29 protein-coding genes are annotated in these 15151 nt (G+C 59.5%); all 29 read left to right on the top strand.

The window, feature by feature from the left end:
• Positions 1–338 precede the first annotated feature (338 nt).
• A complete protein-coding gene (gene rpsJ, locus L810_RS28355) occupies positions 339–650 on the top strand; it encodes a 30S ribosomal protein S10 (protein ID WP_004199280.1) in 312 nt (103 codons plus the stop codon).
• Positions 651–828: 178 nt separating this feature from the next.
• The gene (gene rplC / locus L810_RS28360; protein ID WP_006482922.1) at positions 829–1479 is read left to right on the top strand and encodes a 50S ribosomal protein L3; all 651 of its coding nucleotides are present in this window, start codon (positions 829–831) and stop codon (positions 1477–1479) included.
• On the top strand, positions 1479–2099 hold the full coding sequence (gene rplD / locus L810_RS28365) for a 50S ribosomal protein L4 (RefSeq protein ID WP_006477192.1): 621 nt from the start codon (positions 1479–1481) through the stop codon (positions 2097–2099). The genes rplC and rplD overlap by 1 nt, the downstream gene beginning before the upstream one ends.
• Positions 2096–2410: a 50S ribosomal protein L23 gene (rplW, locus tag L810_RS28370; protein WP_004199275.1), complete on the top strand. Its 315-nt coding sequence runs from the start codon at positions 2096–2098 to the stop codon at positions 2408–2410. Before rplD ends, rplW begins: the two co-directional genes overlap by 4 nt.
• A 2-nt stretch (positions 2411–2412) precedes the next feature.
• Positions 2413–3240 (top strand): 50S ribosomal protein L2, encoded by an 828-nt coding sequence (gene rplB / locus L810_RS28375; protein ID WP_006482900.1) that lies wholly within the window; start codon positions 2413–2415, stop codon positions 3238–3240.
• Positions 3241–3250: 10 nt separating this feature from the next.
• Positions 3251–3526 carry a 30S ribosomal protein S19 gene (rpsS, locus tag L810_RS28380; RefSeq protein WP_004199273.1) on the top strand — a complete coding sequence of 92 codons (276 nt, stop codon included), beginning with the start codon at positions 3251–3253 and terminating at the stop codon, positions 3524–3526.
• A gap of 12 nt (positions 3527–3538) precedes the next feature.
• Positions 3539–3868, top strand: a complete 330-nt coding sequence (gene rplV / locus L810_RS28385; protein ID WP_004199272.1) for a 50S ribosomal protein L22 — start codon at positions 3539–3541, stop codon at positions 3866–3868.
• 11 nt (positions 3869–3879) lie between these two features.
• The gene (gene rpsC / locus L810_RS28390) at positions 3880–4680 is read left to right on the top strand and encodes a 30S ribosomal protein S3 (protein ID WP_006482899.1); all 801 of its coding nucleotides are present in this window, start codon (positions 3880–3882) and stop codon (positions 4678–4680) included.
• Between the two features lie 2 nt (positions 4681–4682).
• A complete protein-coding gene (rplP, locus tag L810_RS28395; RefSeq protein WP_006482873.1) occupies positions 4683–5099 on the top strand; it encodes a 50S ribosomal protein L16 in 417 nt (138 codons plus the stop codon).
• 9 nt (positions 5100–5108) lie between these two features.
• A complete protein-coding gene (gene rpmC, locus L810_RS28400) occupies positions 5109–5303 on the top strand; it encodes a 50S ribosomal protein L29 (RefSeq protein ID WP_006400652.1) in 195 nt (64 codons plus the stop codon).
• Positions 5300–5572 (top strand): 30S ribosomal protein S17, encoded by a 273-nt coding sequence (rpsQ, locus tag L810_RS28405; protein ID WP_006477189.1) that lies wholly within the window; start codon positions 5300–5302, stop codon positions 5570–5572. The genes rpmC and rpsQ overlap by 4 nt, the downstream gene beginning before the upstream one ends.
• 309 nt (positions 5573–5881) lie before the next feature.
• On the top strand, positions 5882–6250 hold the full coding sequence (gene rplN / locus L810_RS28410) for a 50S ribosomal protein L14 (RefSeq protein ID WP_006482918.1): 369 nt from the start codon (positions 5882–5884) through the stop codon (positions 6248–6250).
• Between the two features lie 9 nt (positions 6251–6259).
• Positions 6260–6568 (top strand): 50S ribosomal protein L24, encoded by a 309-nt coding sequence (gene rplX / locus L810_RS28415; RefSeq protein ID WP_006477187.1) that lies wholly within the window; start codon positions 6260–6262, stop codon positions 6566–6568.
• A gap of 16 nt (positions 6569–6584) precedes the next feature.
• Positions 6585–7124, top strand: a complete 540-nt coding sequence (gene rplE / locus L810_RS28420; protein ID WP_006482882.1) for a 50S ribosomal protein L5 — start codon at positions 6585–6587, stop codon at positions 7122–7124.
• Positions 7125–7131: 7 nt separating this feature from the next.
• Positions 7132–7437, top strand: coding sequence for a 30S ribosomal protein S14 (gene rpsN / locus L810_RS28425; protein WP_011350676.1), 306 nt, complete (start codon positions 7132–7134; stop codon positions 7435–7437).
• 14 nt (positions 7438–7451) lie between these two features.
• Positions 7452–7847, top strand: coding sequence for a 30S ribosomal protein S8 (gene rpsH, locus L810_RS28430; protein WP_006477185.1), 396 nt, complete (start codon positions 7452–7454; stop codon positions 7845–7847).
• Between the two features lie 18 nt (positions 7848–7865).
• Positions 7866–8396: a 50S ribosomal protein L6 gene (gene rplF / locus L810_RS28435; RefSeq protein ID WP_006758786.1), complete on the top strand. Its 531-nt coding sequence runs from the start codon at positions 7866–7868 to the stop codon at positions 8394–8396.
• Between the two features lie 12 nt (positions 8397–8408).
• Positions 8409–8774 (top strand): 50S ribosomal protein L18, encoded by a 366-nt coding sequence (gene rplR, locus L810_RS28440; RefSeq protein WP_006477183.1) that lies wholly within the window; start codon positions 8409–8411, stop codon positions 8772–8774.
• 14 nt (positions 8775–8788) lie between these two features.
• Positions 8789–9307 (top strand): 30S ribosomal protein S5, encoded by a 519-nt coding sequence (gene rpsE, locus L810_RS28445; RefSeq protein ID WP_006482895.1) that lies wholly within the window; start codon positions 8789–8791, stop codon positions 9305–9307.
• A gap of 15 nt (positions 9308–9322) precedes the next feature.
• Positions 9323–9505 carry a 50S ribosomal protein L30 gene (rpmD, locus tag L810_RS28450; RefSeq protein WP_006400644.1) on the top strand — a complete coding sequence of 61 codons (183 nt, stop codon included), beginning with the start codon at positions 9323–9325 and terminating at the stop codon, positions 9503–9505.
• 26 nt (positions 9506–9531) lie between these two features.
• Complete coding sequence (gene rplO / locus L810_RS28455) at positions 9532–9966, top strand: 50S ribosomal protein L15 (RefSeq protein WP_006482880.1); 435 nt, start codon at positions 9532–9534, stop codon at positions 9964–9966.
• Between the two features lie 41 nt (positions 9967–10007).
• The gene (gene secY, locus L810_RS28460) at positions 10008–11357 is read left to right on the top strand and encodes a preprotein translocase subunit SecY (RefSeq protein WP_006482915.1); all 1350 of its coding nucleotides are present in this window, start codon (positions 10008–10010) and stop codon (positions 11355–11357) included.
• Between the two features lie 8 nt (positions 11358–11365).
• Positions 11366–11584 (top strand): translation initiation factor IF-1, encoded by a 219-nt coding sequence (infA, locus tag L810_RS28465; RefSeq protein ID WP_004521905.1) that lies wholly within the window; start codon positions 11366–11368, stop codon positions 11582–11584.
• A gap of 20 nt (positions 11585–11604) precedes the next feature.
• Positions 11605–11721 carry a 50S ribosomal protein L36 gene (gene rpmJ, locus L810_RS28470; protein WP_004199844.1) on the top strand — a complete coding sequence of 39 codons (117 nt, stop codon included), beginning with the start codon at positions 11605–11607 and terminating at the stop codon, positions 11719–11721.
• A gap of 38 nt (positions 11722–11759) precedes the next feature.
• Positions 11760–12125, top strand: coding sequence for a 30S ribosomal protein S13 (gene rpsM, locus L810_RS28475; protein ID WP_006400641.1), 366 nt, complete (start codon positions 11760–11762; stop codon positions 12123–12125).
• Positions 12126–12153: 28 nt separating this feature from the next.
• Complete coding sequence (gene rpsK / locus L810_RS28480) at positions 12154–12555, top strand: 30S ribosomal protein S11 (protein ID WP_004197937.1); 402 nt, start codon at positions 12154–12156, stop codon at positions 12553–12555.
• Positions 12556–12709: 154 nt separating this feature from the next.
• Positions 12710–13333, top strand: a complete 624-nt coding sequence (rpsD, locus tag L810_RS28485; RefSeq protein ID WP_021161733.1) for a 30S ribosomal protein S4 — start codon at positions 12710–12712, stop codon at positions 13331–13333.
• 124 nt (positions 13334–13457) lie between these two features.
• Positions 13458–14435, top strand: coding sequence for a DNA-directed RNA polymerase subunit alpha (locus L810_RS28490; RefSeq protein ID WP_006477176.1), 978 nt, complete (start codon positions 13458–13460; stop codon positions 14433–14435).
• A gap of 148 nt (positions 14436–14583) precedes the next feature.
• Entirely contained in the window at positions 14584–14979 is a 396-nt protein-coding gene (gene rplQ, locus L810_RS28495) for a 50S ribosomal protein L17 (protein ID WP_006477175.1), read from the top strand.
• Positions 14980–15151: the final 172 nt, after the last annotated feature.

The following is a 15151-nucleotide window of genomic DNA, read 5'->3' on the forward strand; positions in this document are numbered from 1 at the left end:
GTGAAGGCGGCCGTACGGTCGGCGCTGGCGTCGTCGCCAAGATCCTCGACTAAGATCGACGATCCGCGGGTCCTTCCGGGACCCGCGATCCCGCGGTATGCAGTTGTACCGTCGAAACCGGGTGTTCAGCTTGCGCTGGCACCCGGTTTTTCTTTATGGGGTGCCGCCACACACAGTGACAAACCCGCACCATCTCTCCGATTTTTCGTGTAGAATCGCGGGCTTAGCAGTGGAAGTACCGTTCGGAACCTGTCGCTTCGCTCCCCGCAGGCAGCAGGTTTCGCGTTCTTTTAGTGTCCGGCGGTGCAACATCGCCTCGCTCTTTTCAAGGAATCGTCATGCAGCAACAGAAAATCCGCATTCGCCTGAAGGCTTTCGACTATCGTCTGATCGATCAATCGGCTGCCGAAATCGTCGATACCGCGAAGCGGACTGGCGCAATCGTCCGTGGCCCGGTGCCGCTGCCGACGCGCATTCAGCGTTTTGACATCCTGCGTTCGCCGCACGTCAACAAGACGTCGCGCGATCAGCTCGAAATCCGTACCCACCAGCGCCTGATGGACATCGTCGATCCGACCGACAAGACGGTTGACGCGCTGATGAAGCTCGACCTGCCGGCTGGCGTCGACGTGGAAATCAAGCTGCAGTAAGGCTTTCGGCGCCTTCCGGCTTGCCGGGTGGCGCTAAGTCTTTGTATTGCTTGCGGAAATCGAGAAGTCGGGCTATACTGCTTGGCTTTTCGCGTATTCGCGTAAAAAAGTTGGGCCTTGCGTGCCCGGCATTTTGTAAATCAGCCCCGACCAATCGCAGTCGGGAATGGAGAAAATGATGAGCCTTGGACTCGTAGGTCGCAAGGTTGGCATGACCCGTATCTTCACGGCTGAAGGGGATTCGATTCCCGTCACCGTGCTGGACGTGTCGGACAACCGCGTGACGCAGATCAAGACTGTTGAAACCGACGGCTACACGGCCGTGCAGGTTGCATTCGGCTCCCGTCGTGCATCGCGCGTGACGAAGCCGCTGGCAGGTCATCTCGCCAAAGCCGGTGTCGAAGCCGGTGAAATCCTCAAGGAATTCCGCATTGACGCGGCCAAGGCAGCTGAGCTGTCGAATGGCGCCGTGGTCGGTGCTGATCTTTTCGAAGTGGGCCAGAAGGTCGACGTGCAAGGCGTGTCGATCGGTAAGGGCTACGCCGGTACGATCAAGCGTTACAACTTCTCCTCCGGCCGTGCGACGCACGGTAACTCGCGCTCGCACAACGTGCCGGGCTCGATCGGTATGGCGCAGGATCCGGGTCGTGTTTTCCCGGGTAAACGCATGACGGGTCACATGGGTGACGTGACGGTGACGGTGCAGAACCTCGAAATCGCTCGTATCGACGCAGAGCGCAAGCTGCTGCTCGTGAAGGGTGCGATTCCGGGCGCGAAGGGCGGCAAGGTCTTCGTGACGCCGGCCGTCAAGACCAAGGGGGCGAAATAATGGAACTCAAGCTCCTGAACGAAAATGGTCAGGAAGGTGCAGTGGTCAACGCATCGGACGTCGTGTTCGGTCGTGACTACAACGAAGCGCTGATCCACCAGGTCGTCGTCGCTTACCAGGCGAATGCTCGCCAGGGTAACCGCGCACAGAAGGACCGTGAGCAAGTCAAGCACACGACCAAGAAGCCGTGGCGCCAGAAGGGTACGGGCCGTGCTCGTGCCGGTATGTCGTCGAGCCCGCTGTGGCGTGGCGGTGGTCGTATCTTCCCGAATTCGCCGGAAGAAAACTTCTCGCACAAGGTCAACAAGAAGATGCATCGCGCAGGTCTCTGCTCGATCTTCTCGCAGCTGGCCCGTGAAGGCCGTCTGTCGGTCGTCGAGGACATCATCCTCGAAGCGCCGAAGACCAAGCTGCTGGCCGACAAATTCAAGACCATGGGTCTCGACTCCGTGCTGATCATCACCGACACGGTCGACGAGAACCTGTACCTGGCTTCGCGCAACCTGCCGCACGTGGCGATTGTCGAGCCGCGCTACGCTGACCCGCTGTCGCTGATCTACTTCAAGAAAGTGCTGGTCACGAAGGCTGCGGTCGCCCAGATCGAGGAGTTGCTGTCATGAGCGAGATTCGCAAGAACGATCATCGTTTGATGCAGGTCCTGCTCGCACCGGTGATCTCGGAAAAGGCGACGCTGGTTGCCGACAAGAACGAGCAAGTCGTGTTCGAAGTCGCACCGGATGCCACGAAGCAGGAAGTGAAGGCGGCTGTCGAGCTGCTGTTCAAGGTTGAAGTTGATTCGGTCAACGTGCTGGTTCAGAAGGGCAAGCAAAAGCGCTTCGGCCGTTCGATGGGCCGCCGCAAGGACGTGAAGAAGGCGTACGTTTGCCTGAAGCCCGGCCAGGAAATCAACTTTGAAGCGGAGGCCAAGTAATCATGGCAATCGTTAAAGTTAAGCCGACATCGCCGGGTCGCCGCGCGATGGTCAAGGTGGTCAACAAGAACCTGCACCAAGGCAAGCCGTTCGCGGCACTGCTCGACTCGCAGAGCTCGACCGCCGGCCGTAACAACAATGGCCGTATCACCACGCGTCACAAGGGTGGTGGTCACAAGCAACACTATCGTATCGTCGATTTCCGTCGCACGAAGGATGGCATCCCGGCAAAGGTCGAGCGTCTCGAGTACGACCCGAACCGTAGCGCGAACATCGCGCTGGTGCTCTACGCAGACGGCGAACGTCGCTACATCATCGCCCCGAAGGGCCTGACCGTCGGCCAACAGCTGATGTCGGGTTCGGAAGCGCCGATCCGCGCAGGCAACACGCTGCCGATCCGCAACATTCCGGTCGGTACGACGATCCACTGCATCGAGATGCTGCCGGGCAAGGGCGCGCAAATGGCGCGTTCGGCTGGCACGTCGGCCATGCTGCTCGCACGTGAAGGCGTCTACGCGCAGGTTCGTCTGCGTTCGGGCGAAATCCGCCGCGTGCACATCGAGTGCCGTGCAACGATCGGTGAAGTCGGCAACGAAGAGCATAGCCTGCGCCAGATCGGCAAGGCTGGCGCGAACCGCTGGCGCGGTATCCGCCCGACGGTGCGTGGCGTTGCGATGAACCCGGTTGATCACCCGCACGGTGGTGGTGAGGGCAAGACGGCTGCAGGTCGCGACCCGGTGAGCCCGTGGGGTACGCCGGCTAAGGGTTACCGCACCCGCAGCAACAAGCGCACGACGACGATGATCGTCCAGCGCCGTCACAAGCGTTAAGGAGTAGGCAATGGCACGTTCTGTTAAAAAAGGTCCGTTCTGCGACGCCCATTTGCTGAAGAAAGTTGAGGCGGCTGCAGCTTCGCGCGACAAAAAGCCGATCAAGACCTGGTCGCGTCGCTCGACGATTCTGCCGGATTTCATCGGCCTGACGATCGCTGTTCACAACGGCCGTCAACACGTTCCGGTGTACATCTCGGAAAACATGGTCGGCCACAAGCTTGGCGAGTTCGCACTGACCCGTACGTTCAAGGGTCACGCAGCCGACAAGAAGGCCAAGAAATAAGGGGCAATCAAGATGGAAGTGAAAGCAATTCATCGCGGTGCCCGCATCTCGGCGCAGAAAACGCGCCTTGTGGCTGACCAGATCCGCGGTTTGCCGGTCGACAAGGCGCTGAACGTTCTGACGTTCTCGCCGAAGAAGGCGGCTGGCATCGTGAAGAAGGTTGTGCTGTCGGCAATCGCGAATGCGGAGCACAACGAAGGCGCTGATATCGACGAGCTCAAGATCAAGAGCATCTACGTCGACAAGGCTGCATCGCTCAAGCGTTTCACCGCGCGCGCCAAGGGCCGCGGTAACCGCATCGAGAAGCAATCCTGTCACATCACTGTGACGGTCGGGAATTAAGGAGCCATACGATGGGACAGAAAATTCATCCGACTGGCTTCCGCCTGGCTGTCAGCCGCAATTGGGCTTCGCGTTGGTACGCGAACAACAACAATTTCGCGGCGATGCTGCAGGAAGACATCGGTGTTCGTGAATACCTGAAGAAGAAGCTGAAGAACGCTTCGGTCGGTCGGGTGGTCATCGAGCGTCCGGCGAAGAACGCGCGCATCACGATTTACAGCTCGCGTCCGGGCGTGGTCATCGGCAAGAAGGGCGAGGATATCGAACAGCTGAAGACGGAACTGCAACGCCGCATGGGCGTGCCGGTTCACGTCAACATCGAAGAAATCCGCAAGCCAGAAACCGATGCTCAGCTGATCGCTGACTCGATCACGCAACAGCTCGAGCGCCGGATCATGTTCCGTCGCGCGATGAAGCGTGCGATGCAGAACGCGATGCGTCTGGGTGCCCAAGGCATCAAGATCATGAGCGCAGGCCGTCTCAACGGTATCGAAATCGCTCGTACGGAGTGGTATCGCGAAGGTCGCGTGCCCCTTCACACGCTGCGTGCTGATATCGACTACGCGACTTCGGAAGCGAAGACGACTTACGGGATCATCGGCGTCAAGGTGTGGGTCTACAAGGGCGATACGCTCGGCCGCAACGACGCACCGGTGGTGGAAGAAGTAGCCGAAGACAAGCGTCCGCGTCGCAATGCGCGTCCGGGCGACCGTCGTCCGCGCCGTGACGGCGAAGGCGGCGCTCCGGGTGCTCGTCGTGGCGCACCGCGCCGCGGCGCCGGCAAGCCCGAAGACGGCAAGACTGGAGAATAACGATGCTGCAACCGAAACGCAGAAAGTATCGTAAAGAGCAGAAGGGTCGTAACACCGGCAAGGCGACGCGCGGCAACGCAGTGTCGTTCGGTGAATTCGGCCTGAAGGCGATCGGTCGCGGTCGTTTGACCGCACGTCAGATTGAAGCGGCGCGTCGTGCAATGACGCGTCACATCAAGCGTGGCGGCCGCATCTGGATCCGGATCTTCCCGGACAAGCCGATTTCGCAGAAGCCGGCCGAAGTGCGTATGGGTAACGGTAAGGGTAACCCGGAGTACTACGTCGCCGAGATTCAGCCGGGCAAGATGCTCTATGAAATGGACGGCGTAACCGAAGAACTGGCACGCGAAGCGTTCCGTCTGGCTGCAGCCAAGCTGCCGCTGAAGACGGCATTCATCGTGCGCCAGCTCGGCGCCTAAGGAGAAAACATGAAGGCTTCCGAACTTCTCCAGAAAGACCAGGCCGCGCTCAACAAGGAGCTGGCGGACCTGCTGAAGGCGCAATTCGGCCTGCGCATGCAACTCGCGACCCAGCAGCTCACGAACACGAGCCAGCTGAAGAAGGTTCGTCGCGACATCGCACGTGTGCGGACCGTCATGACTCAGAAGGCGAACCAGAAATGAACGATAGCGTGAAAACCTCGCTGAAGCGGACGCTGGTCGGTCGGGTCGTCAGCAACAAGATGGACAAGACCGTCACCGTGCTGATCGAGCACCGCGTCAAGCATCCGATCTACGGCAAGTATGTCGTGCGCTCGAAGAAGTACCACGCGCACGATGAAGCGAACACCTACAACGAAGGCGATCTCGTCGAAATCCAGGAAACTCGTCCTGTTTCGAAGACGAAGGCCTGGACGGTGTCGCGCCTCGTCGAAGCCGCTCGCGTCATCTAAGCGGGCAGCGCAGTAGGCAGTAACGGGCACTTCTCCACGAAGTGCTTGAAATCGCAAAGTTTTTGCTTGCGTGACCAGGGTTATTTGTTATAATCCTGGTCTTCCCTCTTTATGGGAGCCCCGTCGCGGGCGAAGTTGGTGGGGGAAGCGGACTGGCGCCTGCCTGTCCGAAAGATTCACCGAATTGCGATGGCGGGTTTCGTTTGCCGTCGCTGCTGTTCCAACCCAAGCAGCCGATTGGCTGACGGGACCAAGACTGACCGAATGCATCATGGTGGTGCATCCGGATTAAGTTGGGAAAGACAAACCATGATCCAGACCGAATCTCGGCTCGAAGTAGCCGACAACACGGGTGCACGTGAAGTCCTGTGCATCAAGGTGCTCGGCGGCTCGAAGCGTCGTTATGCCGGCATTGGCGACATCATCAAGGTGAGCGTCAAAGAGGCAACGCCGCGCGGGCGCGTGAAGAAAGGCGAAATTTACAACGCCGTGGTGGTCCGCACCGCCAAGGGCGTGCGCCGTCAAGACGGCTCGCTGATCAAGTTCGACGGCAACGCCGCTGTGCTTTTGAATAACAAGCTCGAGCCGATCGGCACCCGTATCTTCGGGCCGGTGACGCGTGAGCTGCGTAGCGAACGATTCATGAAGATCGTTTCGCTGGCGCCGGAAGTGCTGTAAGGAGTCGCGATGAACAAGATTCGCAAAGGTGACGAAGTCATCGTCGTCACTGGCAAAGACAAGGGCAAGCGCGGCGTCGTGCTGGCTGTCGGTGCAGAGCATGTGACGGTTGAAGGTATCAACCTCGTCAAGAAGCATGTGAAGCCGAACCCGATGAAGGGTACGACGGGTGGCGTGGAAGCGAAGACGATGCCCCTGCATATTTCGAACGTCGCACTGGTCGACGCGAATGGCAAGGCGTCGCGTGTTGGCATCAAGGTCGAGGAAGGCAAGAAGGTTCGCTTCCTGAAGACGACCGGTGCCGTACTGAGCGCCTGACGCAGCGGAGTAAAAAATGGCTCGTTTTCAAGAGTTTTACAAAGAAAAGGTTGTGCCCGGCCTGATCGAGAAGTTCGGTTACAAGTCGGTCATGGAAGTGCCGCGCATCACCAAGATCACGCTGAACATGGGTCTTGGCGAAGCGATCGCTGACAAGAAGATCATCGAGAACGCCGTTGGCGACCTCACGAAGATCGCTGGTCAGAAGCCGGTCGTGACGAAGGCACGCAAGGCAATCGCAGGCTTCAAGATCCGCCAGGGTTACCCGATCGGCGCGATGGTGACGCTGCGTGGCCGTGCGATGTACGAATTCCTCGACCGTTTCGTGACGGTTGCCCTGCCCCGCGTGCGTGACTTCCGCGGCGTGTCGGGTCGTGCTTTCGATGGCCGTGGCAACTACAACATCGGTGTGAAAGAGCAGATCATTTTCCCCGAAATCGACTACGACAAGATCGACGCACTGCGTGGGCTGAACATCAGCATCACGACGACTGCGAAGACCGACGACGAAGCAAAGGCTCTGCTCGCCAGCTTCAAGTTCCCGTTCAGAAACTGAGGTTACCGTGGCTAAACTGGCACTGATCGAACGTGAAAAGAAGCGCGCCCGCCTGGTCGCGAAGTTCGCAGCAAAGCGCGATGCGCTGAAGGCGATCGTCGAAGACCAAAGCAAGTCGGAAGAAGAGCGCTACGAAGCACGCCTTGAGCTGCAGCAATTGCCCCGCAACGCAAACCCGACCCGCCAGCGTAACCGCTGCGCGATCACGGGCCGTCCGCGTGGCACGTTCCGTAAATTCGGCCTCGCGCGTAACAAGATTCGTGAAATCGCATTCCGTGGCGAGATTCCTGGCCTGACCAAGGCGAGCTGGTAATAGGAGAAACGTAAATGAGCATGAGTGATCCTATCGCCGATATGCTGACTCGCATCCGCAACGCGCAGATGGTCGAGAAGGTATCGGTTGCGATGCCCTCGTCGAAGGTCAAGGTTGCAATCGCACAAGTCCTGAAGGACGAAGGTTACATCGACGATTTCGCCGTCAAGGCGGAAGGTGCGAAGTCCGAACTGAATATCGCGCTGAAGTACTACGCAGGTCGCCCGGTCATCGAACGCCTCGAGCGCGTGTCGAAGCCTGGTCTGCGCGTGTACCGCGGCCGTAACGACATTCCGCAGGTCATGAACGGCCTGGGCGTGGCAATCGTGTCGACGCCGAAGGGCGTGATGACCGACCGCAAGGCGCGCGCTACCGGCGTCGGCGGCGAAGTCATCTGCTACGTCGCTTAAAGCCGAGGAGAGAGAAACATGTCTCGAGTAGGTAAGAGCCCGATCGCGCTGCAAGGCGCGGAAGTCAAGCTGGCCGACGGTGCGATCACCGTCAAGGGCCCGCTGGGCACCATCACGCAAGCGATCAATCCGCTCGTGAACGTGGCGAACAACGACGGCACGCTGAACCTGTCGCCGGTGGACGAAAGCCGCGAAGCAAATGCACTGTCGGGCACGATGCGCGCGATCATCGCGAATGCCGTGCACGGCGTGACCAAGGGTTTCGAGCGCAAGCTGACGCTGGTTGGCGTCGGTTATCGTGCGCAAGCGCAAGGCGACAAGCTGAACCTGTCGCTGGGTTTCTCGCACCCGGTGGTGCACCAGATGCCGGAAGGCGTCAAGGCAGAAACCCCGACGCAAACCGAAATCGTGATCAAGGGGATCAACAAGCAACAAGTCGGTCAAGTAGCTGCGGAAGTTCGCGGTTACCGTCCGCCGGAGCCGTACAAGGGCAAGGGCGTGCGCTATTCCGACGAGGTTGTGATCCTCAAAGAAACGAAGAAGAAGTAAGGGTGCGCAATCATGGATAAGACTCAATCTCGCCTGCGCCGCGCTCGCCAGACGCGTATCAAGATCGCTGAGCTGCAGGTCGCGCGTCTCGCCGTGCATCGCACGAACACGCACATCTACGCTCAAGTGTTCTCGCCCTGCGGCACCAAGGTGCTCGCCAGCGCGTCGACGCTCGAAGCAGAAGTGCGCGCTGAACTGGCCGACAAGTCGGGCAAGGGCGGCAACGTTAATGCCGCGACGCTGATCGGCAAGCGTATTGCCGAGAAGGCAAAGGCTGCCGGCATCGAATCCGTCGCCTTCGACCGCTCGGGCTTCCGCTACCACGGCCGCGTCAAGGCGCTGGCTGAGGCAGCTCGCGAAGCTGGGCTCAAGTTCTAAGGAAGGAATTCGTCATGGCAAAGATGCAAGCGAAAGTTCAGGCTGACGAGCGCGACGACGGCCTTCGCGAAAAGATGATTTCGGTCAACCGCGTGACCAAGGTCGTGAAGGGTGGCCGTATTCTCGGCTTCGCCGCACTGACCGTGGTTGGCGACGGCGATGGCCGCATCGGTATGGGCAAGGGCAAGGCGAAGGAAGTGCCGGTCGCTGTCCAGAAGGCAATGGAACAAGCTCGCCGCAACATGTTCAAGGTGCCGCTCAAGAACGGCACGCTGCAACACGAAGTGCACGGCAAGCATGGCGCATCCGCTGTCCTCCTCGCTCCGGCGAAGGCAGGTACGGGCGTGATCGCCGGCGGCCCGATGCGCGCAGTGTTCGACGTGATGGGCGTTCAGAACGTCGTGGCAAAGAGCCACGGTTCGACGAACCCGTACAACCTCGTTCGCGCCACGCTGGACGGTCTGCGCAAGCAGTCCACCCCGGCAGACATCGCGGCGAAGCGCGGCAAGTCCGTCGAAGAAATTTTGGGCTAAGCCCGGGTGGTCACCATGTCTGAAAAAACTGTCAAGGTTCAGCTCGTTAAGAGCCTGATCGGGACCCGCGAATCGCACCGCGCGACCGTGCGTGGCCTGGGCCTGCGCCGACTCAACTCGGTCAGCGAGCTTCAGGACACGCCGGCGGTCCGCGGCATGATCAACAAGGTCTCGTACCTCGTTAAGGTCATCGCGTAAGCGGCCCTACGGATCAAGGAGTTGATATGGAATTGAATAACCTGAAGCCGGCAGCTGGCGCCAAGCACGCCAAGCGTCGCGTCGGCCGTGGCATCGGTTCGGGCCTCGGCAAGACGGCTGGCCGTGGTCACAAGGGTCAGAAATCGCGTTCGGGCGGCTTCCACAAAGTCGGTTTCGAAGGCGGTCAGATGCCGCTGCAACGTCGTTTGCCGAAGCGCGGCTTCACGTCGCTGACGAAGGAATTCGTCGGTGAAGTGCGCCTGGGCGACCTCGAGAAGCTGCCGGTCGATGAGATCGATCTGCTCGCACTGAAGCAAGCCGGCCTGGTCGGCGAGCTGACGAAGAGCGCAAAGATCATCGCGACGGGCGAACTGAAGCGCAAGATCGTCGTGAAGGGTCTCGGTGCCACCAAGGGTGCGCGTGCTGCGATCGAAGCGGCTGGCGGTTCGTTCGCCGAGTGACACGCTAGCGCGTCGTCATTTGCATTCATCGGAGAAGGTACTTGGCTAACAGCCCGAGTCTTGCAAAACCCGGTCGAAGCACGGCGAAATTCGGCGATCTGCGCCGGCGAGCGATGTTCCTGCTCCTGGCGCTGATCGTCTATCGCATCGGCGCGCACATTCCCGTGCCGGGCATCGATCCGGATCAACTGGCTAAGCTGTTCCAGAGCCAGGCGGGCGGCATCCTGGGCATGTTCAACATGTTCTCGGGTGGCGCGCTTTCCCGCTTCACGATCTTTGCGCTGGGGATCATGCCGTACATTTCGGCGTCGATCATCATGCAGTTGCTGGCGATCGTATCGCCGCAGCTCGAGGCGCTGAAGAAGGAAGGGCAGGCAGGGCAACGGAAGATCACGCAGTACACACGGTATTTCACCGTCGTGCTCGCGACCTTCCAGGCGTTCGGTATCGCGGCTGCGCTGGAAAACCAGCCGGGCCTCGTCACCGATCCCGGCATGCTGTTCCGTCTGACGACGGTCGTGACGCTGGTTACCGGCACGATGTTCCTGATGTGGCTCGGCGAGCAGATTACCGAGCGTGGTCTGGGCAACGGTATCTCGATCATCATCTTCGGCGGGATCGCAGCAGGGTTCCCGAATGCCGTCGGTGGGTTGTTCGAGCTGGTGCGTACGGGTTCGATGAGCATCATTTCGGCGATCATCATCGTCGTCCTGATTGCCGCGGTGACTTACCTGGTCGTGTTCATCGAACGCGGGCAGCGCAAGATCCTCGTGAACTACGCGAAGCGCCAGGTCGGCAACAAGATCTACGGTGGGCAGTCGTCGCATCTGCCGCTGAAGCTGAACATGTCGGGTGTGATTCCGCCGATCTTCGCATCGTCGATCATTCTGTTCCCGGCAACGATTCTCGGCTGGTTCAGTACCGGTCAGCCGACGGGAAGCTGGATTTCCAACACGTTGCATAACGTTGCGGAAGCGCTGAAGCCGGGCCAGCCGGTCTATGTGTTGCTGTACACGCTGGCGATCGTGTTTTTCTGCTTCTTCTACACCGCACTGGTGTTCAACAGCAGGGAAACCGCAGACAACCTGAAGAAGAGCGGCGCGTTTGTTCCGGGTATCCGTCCGGGCGATCAGACCGCACGATATATCGACCGCATCCTCACGCGTCTGACGCTGGCCGGTGCGATCTACATCGTCTTCGTGTGTCTGCTGCCGGAATTCCTGGTGCTGCGCTGGAACGTGCCGTTTTATTTTGGTGGAACGTCGCTGCTGATCATTGTCGTCGTCACGATGGACTTTATGGCGCAGGTGCAGTCGTACGTTATGTCGCAACAGTATGAGTCACTGCTCAAGAAGGCTAACTTCAAGGGCGGCAACATCCCAATGCGTTAATAAGGACTATGGCCAAAGACGATGTAATCCAGATGCAGGGCGAGGTGATCGAAAACCTCCCGAATGCGACCTTCCGCGTGAAGCTGGAAAACGGCCATGTCGTGTTGGGGCATATCTCCGGAAAGATGCGGATGCACTACATCCGCATTCTCCCGGGCGACAAGGTGACGGTTGAATTGACGCCTTACGATCTGTCTCGTGCGCGGATCGTGTTCCGGGCGAAGTGATTTGAAAAAAGGGTATTATCATGAAAGTGATGGCATCGGTTAAGCGCATTTGCCGCAATTGCAAGATCATCAAGCGCAAAGGCGTCGTTCGCGTGATCTGCAGCTCGGATCCGCGCCACAAGCAGCGCCAAGGCTGACCGCGCGTTTGTTTGCGCTTTTTGTTTGAGGAAAAACAATGGCTCGTATCGCAGGGGTTAACATCCCGAATCACCAGCATACCGAGATTGGCCTGACGGCTATCTTCGGTATCGGCCGCACCCGTTCGCGCAGCATCTGCGTGGCAGCTGGCGTCGATTTTTCGAAGAAGGTCAAGGACTTGACCGACGCAGACTTGGAAAAGCTGCGTGAAGAAGTGGGCAAGTTTGTCGTCGAAGGCGATCTGCGCCGTGAAGTGACGATGAACATCAAGCGCCTGATGGACCTCGGTTGCTACCGTGGTGTTCGTCATCGCAAGGGCCTGCCGATGCGCGGTCAGCGTACGCGTACGAACGCACGTACTCGCAAGGGTCCGCGTCGTGCAGCGCAAGCGCTGAAGAAGTAAGCGGAACTGACAGTTACAGGAAAACGTAATGGCTAAGGCTTCGAACACCGCGGCGCAACGCGTTCGCAAGAAGGTTAAGAAGAACGTCGCTGAAGGCGTGGTTCACGTTCACGCGTCGTTCAACAACACGATCATCACGATCACCGATCGCCAAGGCAACGCACTGGCATGGGCGACGTCGGGCGGTCAGGGCTTCAAGGGCTCGCGCAAATCGACGCCGTTCGCTGCCCAGGTCGCAGCCGAGTCGGCTGGCCGCGTCGCGATGGAATACGGCGTGAAGAATCTGGAAGTGCGGATCAAGGGCCCGGGCCCGGGTCGTGAGTCGGCAGTGCGCGCACTGCACGGCCTCGGCATCAAGATCACCGCGATTTCGGATGTCACCCCGATTCCGCACAACGGCTGCCGTCCGCCGAAGCGTCGTCGTATCTAAAGATGTGCTGGCACGTTCGTGCTGGCACATTGCCTGTCGCCGCGTAGCGTCGACGGGCGTTGCTTTTTTGATTGACTAAGCCCACCGTTCGCCCCAAAGGGAGCGAACTAGCGCGGATTTCGATCCGCGTGACTGATTGATAAAGGAATGCAAAGTGGCACGTTATATCGGCCCTAAGGCCAAGCTGTCCCGCCGTGAAGGCACCGACCTGTTCCTGAAGAGCGCGCGCCGCTCGCTCGCCGACAAGTGCAAGCTCGACAGCAAGCCGGGCCAGCACGGCCGTACCTCGGGCGCACGTACGTCCGACTACGGTACGCAGCTGCGTGAAAAGCAAAAGGTCAAGCGCATTTACGGCGTGCTGGAGCGTCAGTTCCGTCGCTACTTCGCTGAAGCCGACCGCCGCAAGGGCAACACGGGTGAAAACCTGCTGCAACTGCTCGAGTCGCGCCTCGACAACGTCGTGTATCGCATGGGCTTCGGCTCGACCCGCGCTGAAGCGCGTCAGCTGGTGAGCCACAAGTCGATCACCGTGAACGGCGTCGTCGCAAACGTCCCGTCGCAGCAAGTGAAGGCGGGTGACATCGTCGCGATCCGCGAAAAGGCGAAGAAGCAAGCGCGTATCGTCGAAGCGCTGTCGCTGGCCGAGCAAGGCGGCATGCCGAGCTGGGTTGCAGTCGATGCGAAGAAGTTCGAAGGCACGTTCAAGCAAATGCCGGAGCGCGCTGAAATCGCAGGCGACATCAACGAAAGCCTGATCGTCGAATTGTATTCGCGTTAATCCGATTGACGGCCGAGGTACCCCGATTGCGTTGCGCAAGGAGGGGCCTCGGCTGTTTATTTTCTGGTTGTTACCGGTCAGCCTTATCGGTGTAACGAGCCGAGGGTATTGAAAAGGAAAGCCCATGCAAACCAGTTTGCTGAAACCCAAGATCATCGCCGTGGAATCGCTGGGCGAGAACCACGCGAGGGTGGTCATGGAACCGTTCGAACGCGGTTACGGCCATACCTTGGGCAATGCGCTTCGCCGCGTGCTGCTGTCGTCGATGGTTGGCTACGCGCCGACCGAAGTGACGATCGCGGGCGTGGTGCACGAGTACTCGACGCTGGATGGCGTGCAGGAAGACGTCGTCAACCTGCTGCTGAACCTGAAGGGCGTGGTGTTCAAGCTGCATAACCGTGACGAAGTGACGGTTACGCTGCGCAAGGAAGGTGAAGGCGTTGTCACGGCCGGCGATATCGAGCTGGCTCACGACTGCGAAGTCATCAACCCGAATCACGTGATTGCCCACCTGTCGAAGGGTGGCAAGCTCGACGTTCAGATCAAGATCGAAAAGGGTCGCGGCTATGTGCCCGGCAACGTCCGTCGCTACGGCGAAGACACGGCCAAGATCATCGGCCGCATCGTCCTCGACGCATCGTTCTCGCCGGTTCGCCGCGTGAGCTATGCGGTTGAAAGCGCACGTGTCGAGCAGCGTACCGACCTCGACAAGCTCGTGATGAACATCGAAACGAGCGGTGTGATCACGCCGGAAGAAGCGATCCGTCAATCGGCCCGCATCCTGGTCGATCAGCTGTCGGTGTTCGCGGCGCTGGAAGGCACGGAAACGGCAGCCGAAGCGCCGTCGCGTGCACCGCAGATCGATCCGATCCTCCTGCGTCCGGTGGACGATCTCGAGCTGACGGTTCGTTCGGCGAACTGCCTGAAGGCCGAGAACATCTACTACATCGGCGATCTCATCCAGCGCACGGAAAACGAGCTGCTGAAGACGCCGAACCTCGGTCGCAAGTCGCTCAACGAGATCAAGGAAGTGCTCGCTTCGCGCGGTCTCACGCTGGGCATGAAGCTCGAAAACTGGCCGCCGGCTGGTCTCGACAAGTAAGCCCGCTTGTAGCGCTGCTGTTGCTGTAGTTGGCAAAGATGCGGATTTTCCTTTAAAATCCGCATCTTGCTTTTTTCGTTACCGGCCCGTGCACCCATCGAGGTGCGATAGAAGAGCTGGATCAAAACTTTGAATCAAGGAAACTGAAATGCGCCATCGTCATGGTCTGCGGAAACTGAACCGCACGAGCAGCCACCGTCTGGCTATGCTCCGTAACATGTCCAACTCGCTGATCGAGCACGAAGTCATCAAGACGACGCTGCCGAAGGCGAAGGAACTCCGTAAAGTCGTCGAGCCGCTGATCACGCTCGGCAAGAAGCCGTCGCTGGCAAACCGTCGCCTGGCGTTCAACCGCCTGCGCGATCGTGACTCGGTGGCGAAGCTGTTCGACGTGCTCGGTCCGCGTTTCGCGAACCGTCCGGGCGGCTACCTGCGCGTGCTGAAGTTCGGCTTCCGCGTGGGCGACAACGCACCGATGGCACTGGTCGAACTGCTCGATCGTCCGGAAGTCGACGAAACGGAAAACGTGCAAGAAGCTGAATAAGCTTCCGGTACGCAGCAGTATCTGAAAGGGGCCGAGCAATTGCTTGGCCCTTTTTGTTTTTGAAGCGGCGGCTGCGATCGATTGTCGCAGGGTGGTGCCGGCAGCGTTGCGCGGGCTGCGCTACGATACGGGGCAGCCGGTGCGCTCCCGGGTGGGCAATGTGCGTCGGCAG

This window comes from Burkholderia sp. AU4i (assembly GCF_000466765.1).
GTDB classification, from domain to species: Bacteria; Pseudomonadota; Gammaproteobacteria; order Burkholderiales; family Burkholderiaceae; genus Burkholderia; species Burkholderia cepacia.

Bases quoted from the DNA above. Each gene is read 5' to 3' on its own strand.
- rpsE (WP_006482895.1), top strand. From the start codon at position 8,789: ATGGCAAAGATGCAAGCGAAAGTTCAGGCTGACGAGCGCGACGACGGC.
- rpsQ (WP_006477189.1), top strand. From the start codon at position 5,300: ATGAACGATAGCGTGAAAACCTCGCTGAAGCGGACGCTGGTCGGTCGG.
- rplQ (WP_006477175.1), top strand. From the start codon at position 14,584: ATGCGCCATCGTCATGGTCTGCGGAAACTGAACCGCACGAGCAGCCAC.
- rpsH (WP_006477185.1), top strand. From the start codon at position 7,452: ATGAGCATGAGTGATCCTATCGCCGATATGCTGACTCGCATCCGCAAC.
- rplW (WP_004199275.1), top strand. From the start codon at position 2,096: ATGAGCGAGATTCGCAAGAACGATCATCGTTTGATGCAGGTCCTGCTC.
- rplV (WP_004199272.1), top strand. From the start codon at position 3,539: ATGGAAGTGAAAGCAATTCATCGCGGTGCCCGCATCTCGGCGCAGAAA.
- rpsS (WP_004199273.1), top strand. From the start codon at position 3,251: ATGGCACGTTCTGTTAAAAAAGGTCCGTTCTGCGACGCCCATTTGCTG.
- rplN (WP_006482918.1), top strand. From the start codon at position 5,882: ATGATCCAGACCGAATCTCGGCTCGAAGTAGCCGACAACACGGGTGCA.
- rpmC (WP_006400652.1), top strand. From the start codon at position 5,109: ATGAAGGCTTCCGAACTTCTCCAGAAAGACCAGGCCGCGCTCAACAAG.
- rplF (WP_006758786.1), top strand. From the start codon at position 7,866: ATGTCTCGAGTAGGTAAGAGCCCGATCGCGCTGCAAGGCGCGGAAGTC.
- rplX (WP_006477187.1), top strand. From the start codon at position 6,260: ATGAACAAGATTCGCAAAGGTGACGAAGTCATCGTCGTCACTGGCAAA.
- rpsC (WP_006482899.1), top strand. From the start codon at position 3,880: ATGGGACAGAAAATTCATCCGACTGGCTTCCGCCTGGCTGTCAGCCGC.
- rpsM (WP_006400641.1), top strand. From the start codon at position 11,760: ATGGCTCGTATCGCAGGGGTTAACATCCCGAATCACCAGCATACCGAG.
- rplO (WP_006482880.1), top strand. From the start codon at position 9,532: ATGGAATTGAATAACCTGAAGCCGGCAGCTGGCGCCAAGCACGCCAAG.
- rplC (WP_006482922.1), top strand. From the start codon at position 829: ATGAGCCTTGGACTCGTAGGTCGCAAGGTTGGCATGACCCGTATCTTC.
- rplD (WP_006477192.1), top strand. From the start codon at position 1,479: ATGGAACTCAAGCTCCTGAACGAAAATGGTCAGGAAGGTGCAGTGGTC.
- rplP (WP_006482873.1), top strand. From the start codon at position 4,683: ATGCTGCAACCGAAACGCAGAAAGTATCGTAAAGAGCAGAAGGGTCGT.
- infA (WP_004521905.1), top strand. From the start codon at position 11,366: ATGGCCAAAGACGATGTAATCCAGATGCAGGGCGAGGTGATCGAAAAC.
- rplE (WP_006482882.1), top strand. From the start codon at position 6,585: ATGGCTCGTTTTCAAGAGTTTTACAAAGAAAAGGTTGTGCCCGGCCTG.
- L810_RS28490 (WP_006477176.1), top strand. From the start codon at position 13,458: ATGCAAACCAGTTTGCTGAAACCCAAGATCATCGCCGTGGAATCGCTG.
- rpmD (WP_006400644.1), top strand. From the start codon at position 9,323: ATGTCTGAAAAAACTGTCAAGGTTCAGCTCGTTAAGAGCCTGATCGGG.
- rpmJ (WP_004199844.1), top strand. From the start codon at position 11,605: ATGAAAGTGATGGCATCGGTTAAGCGCATTTGCCGCAATTGCAAGATC.
- rplR (WP_006477183.1), top strand. From the start codon at position 8,409: ATGGATAAGACTCAATCTCGCCTGCGCCGCGCTCGCCAGACGCGTATC.
- rpsK (WP_004197937.1), top strand. From the start codon at position 12,154: ATGGCTAAGGCTTCGAACACCGCGGCGCAACGCGTTCGCAAGAAGGTT.
- rpsJ (WP_004199280.1), top strand. From the start codon at position 339: ATGCAGCAACAGAAAATCCGCATTCGCCTGAAGGCTTTCGACTATCGT.
- rplB (WP_006482900.1), top strand. From the start codon at position 2,413: ATGGCAATCGTTAAAGTTAAGCCGACATCGCCGGGTCGCCGCGCGATG.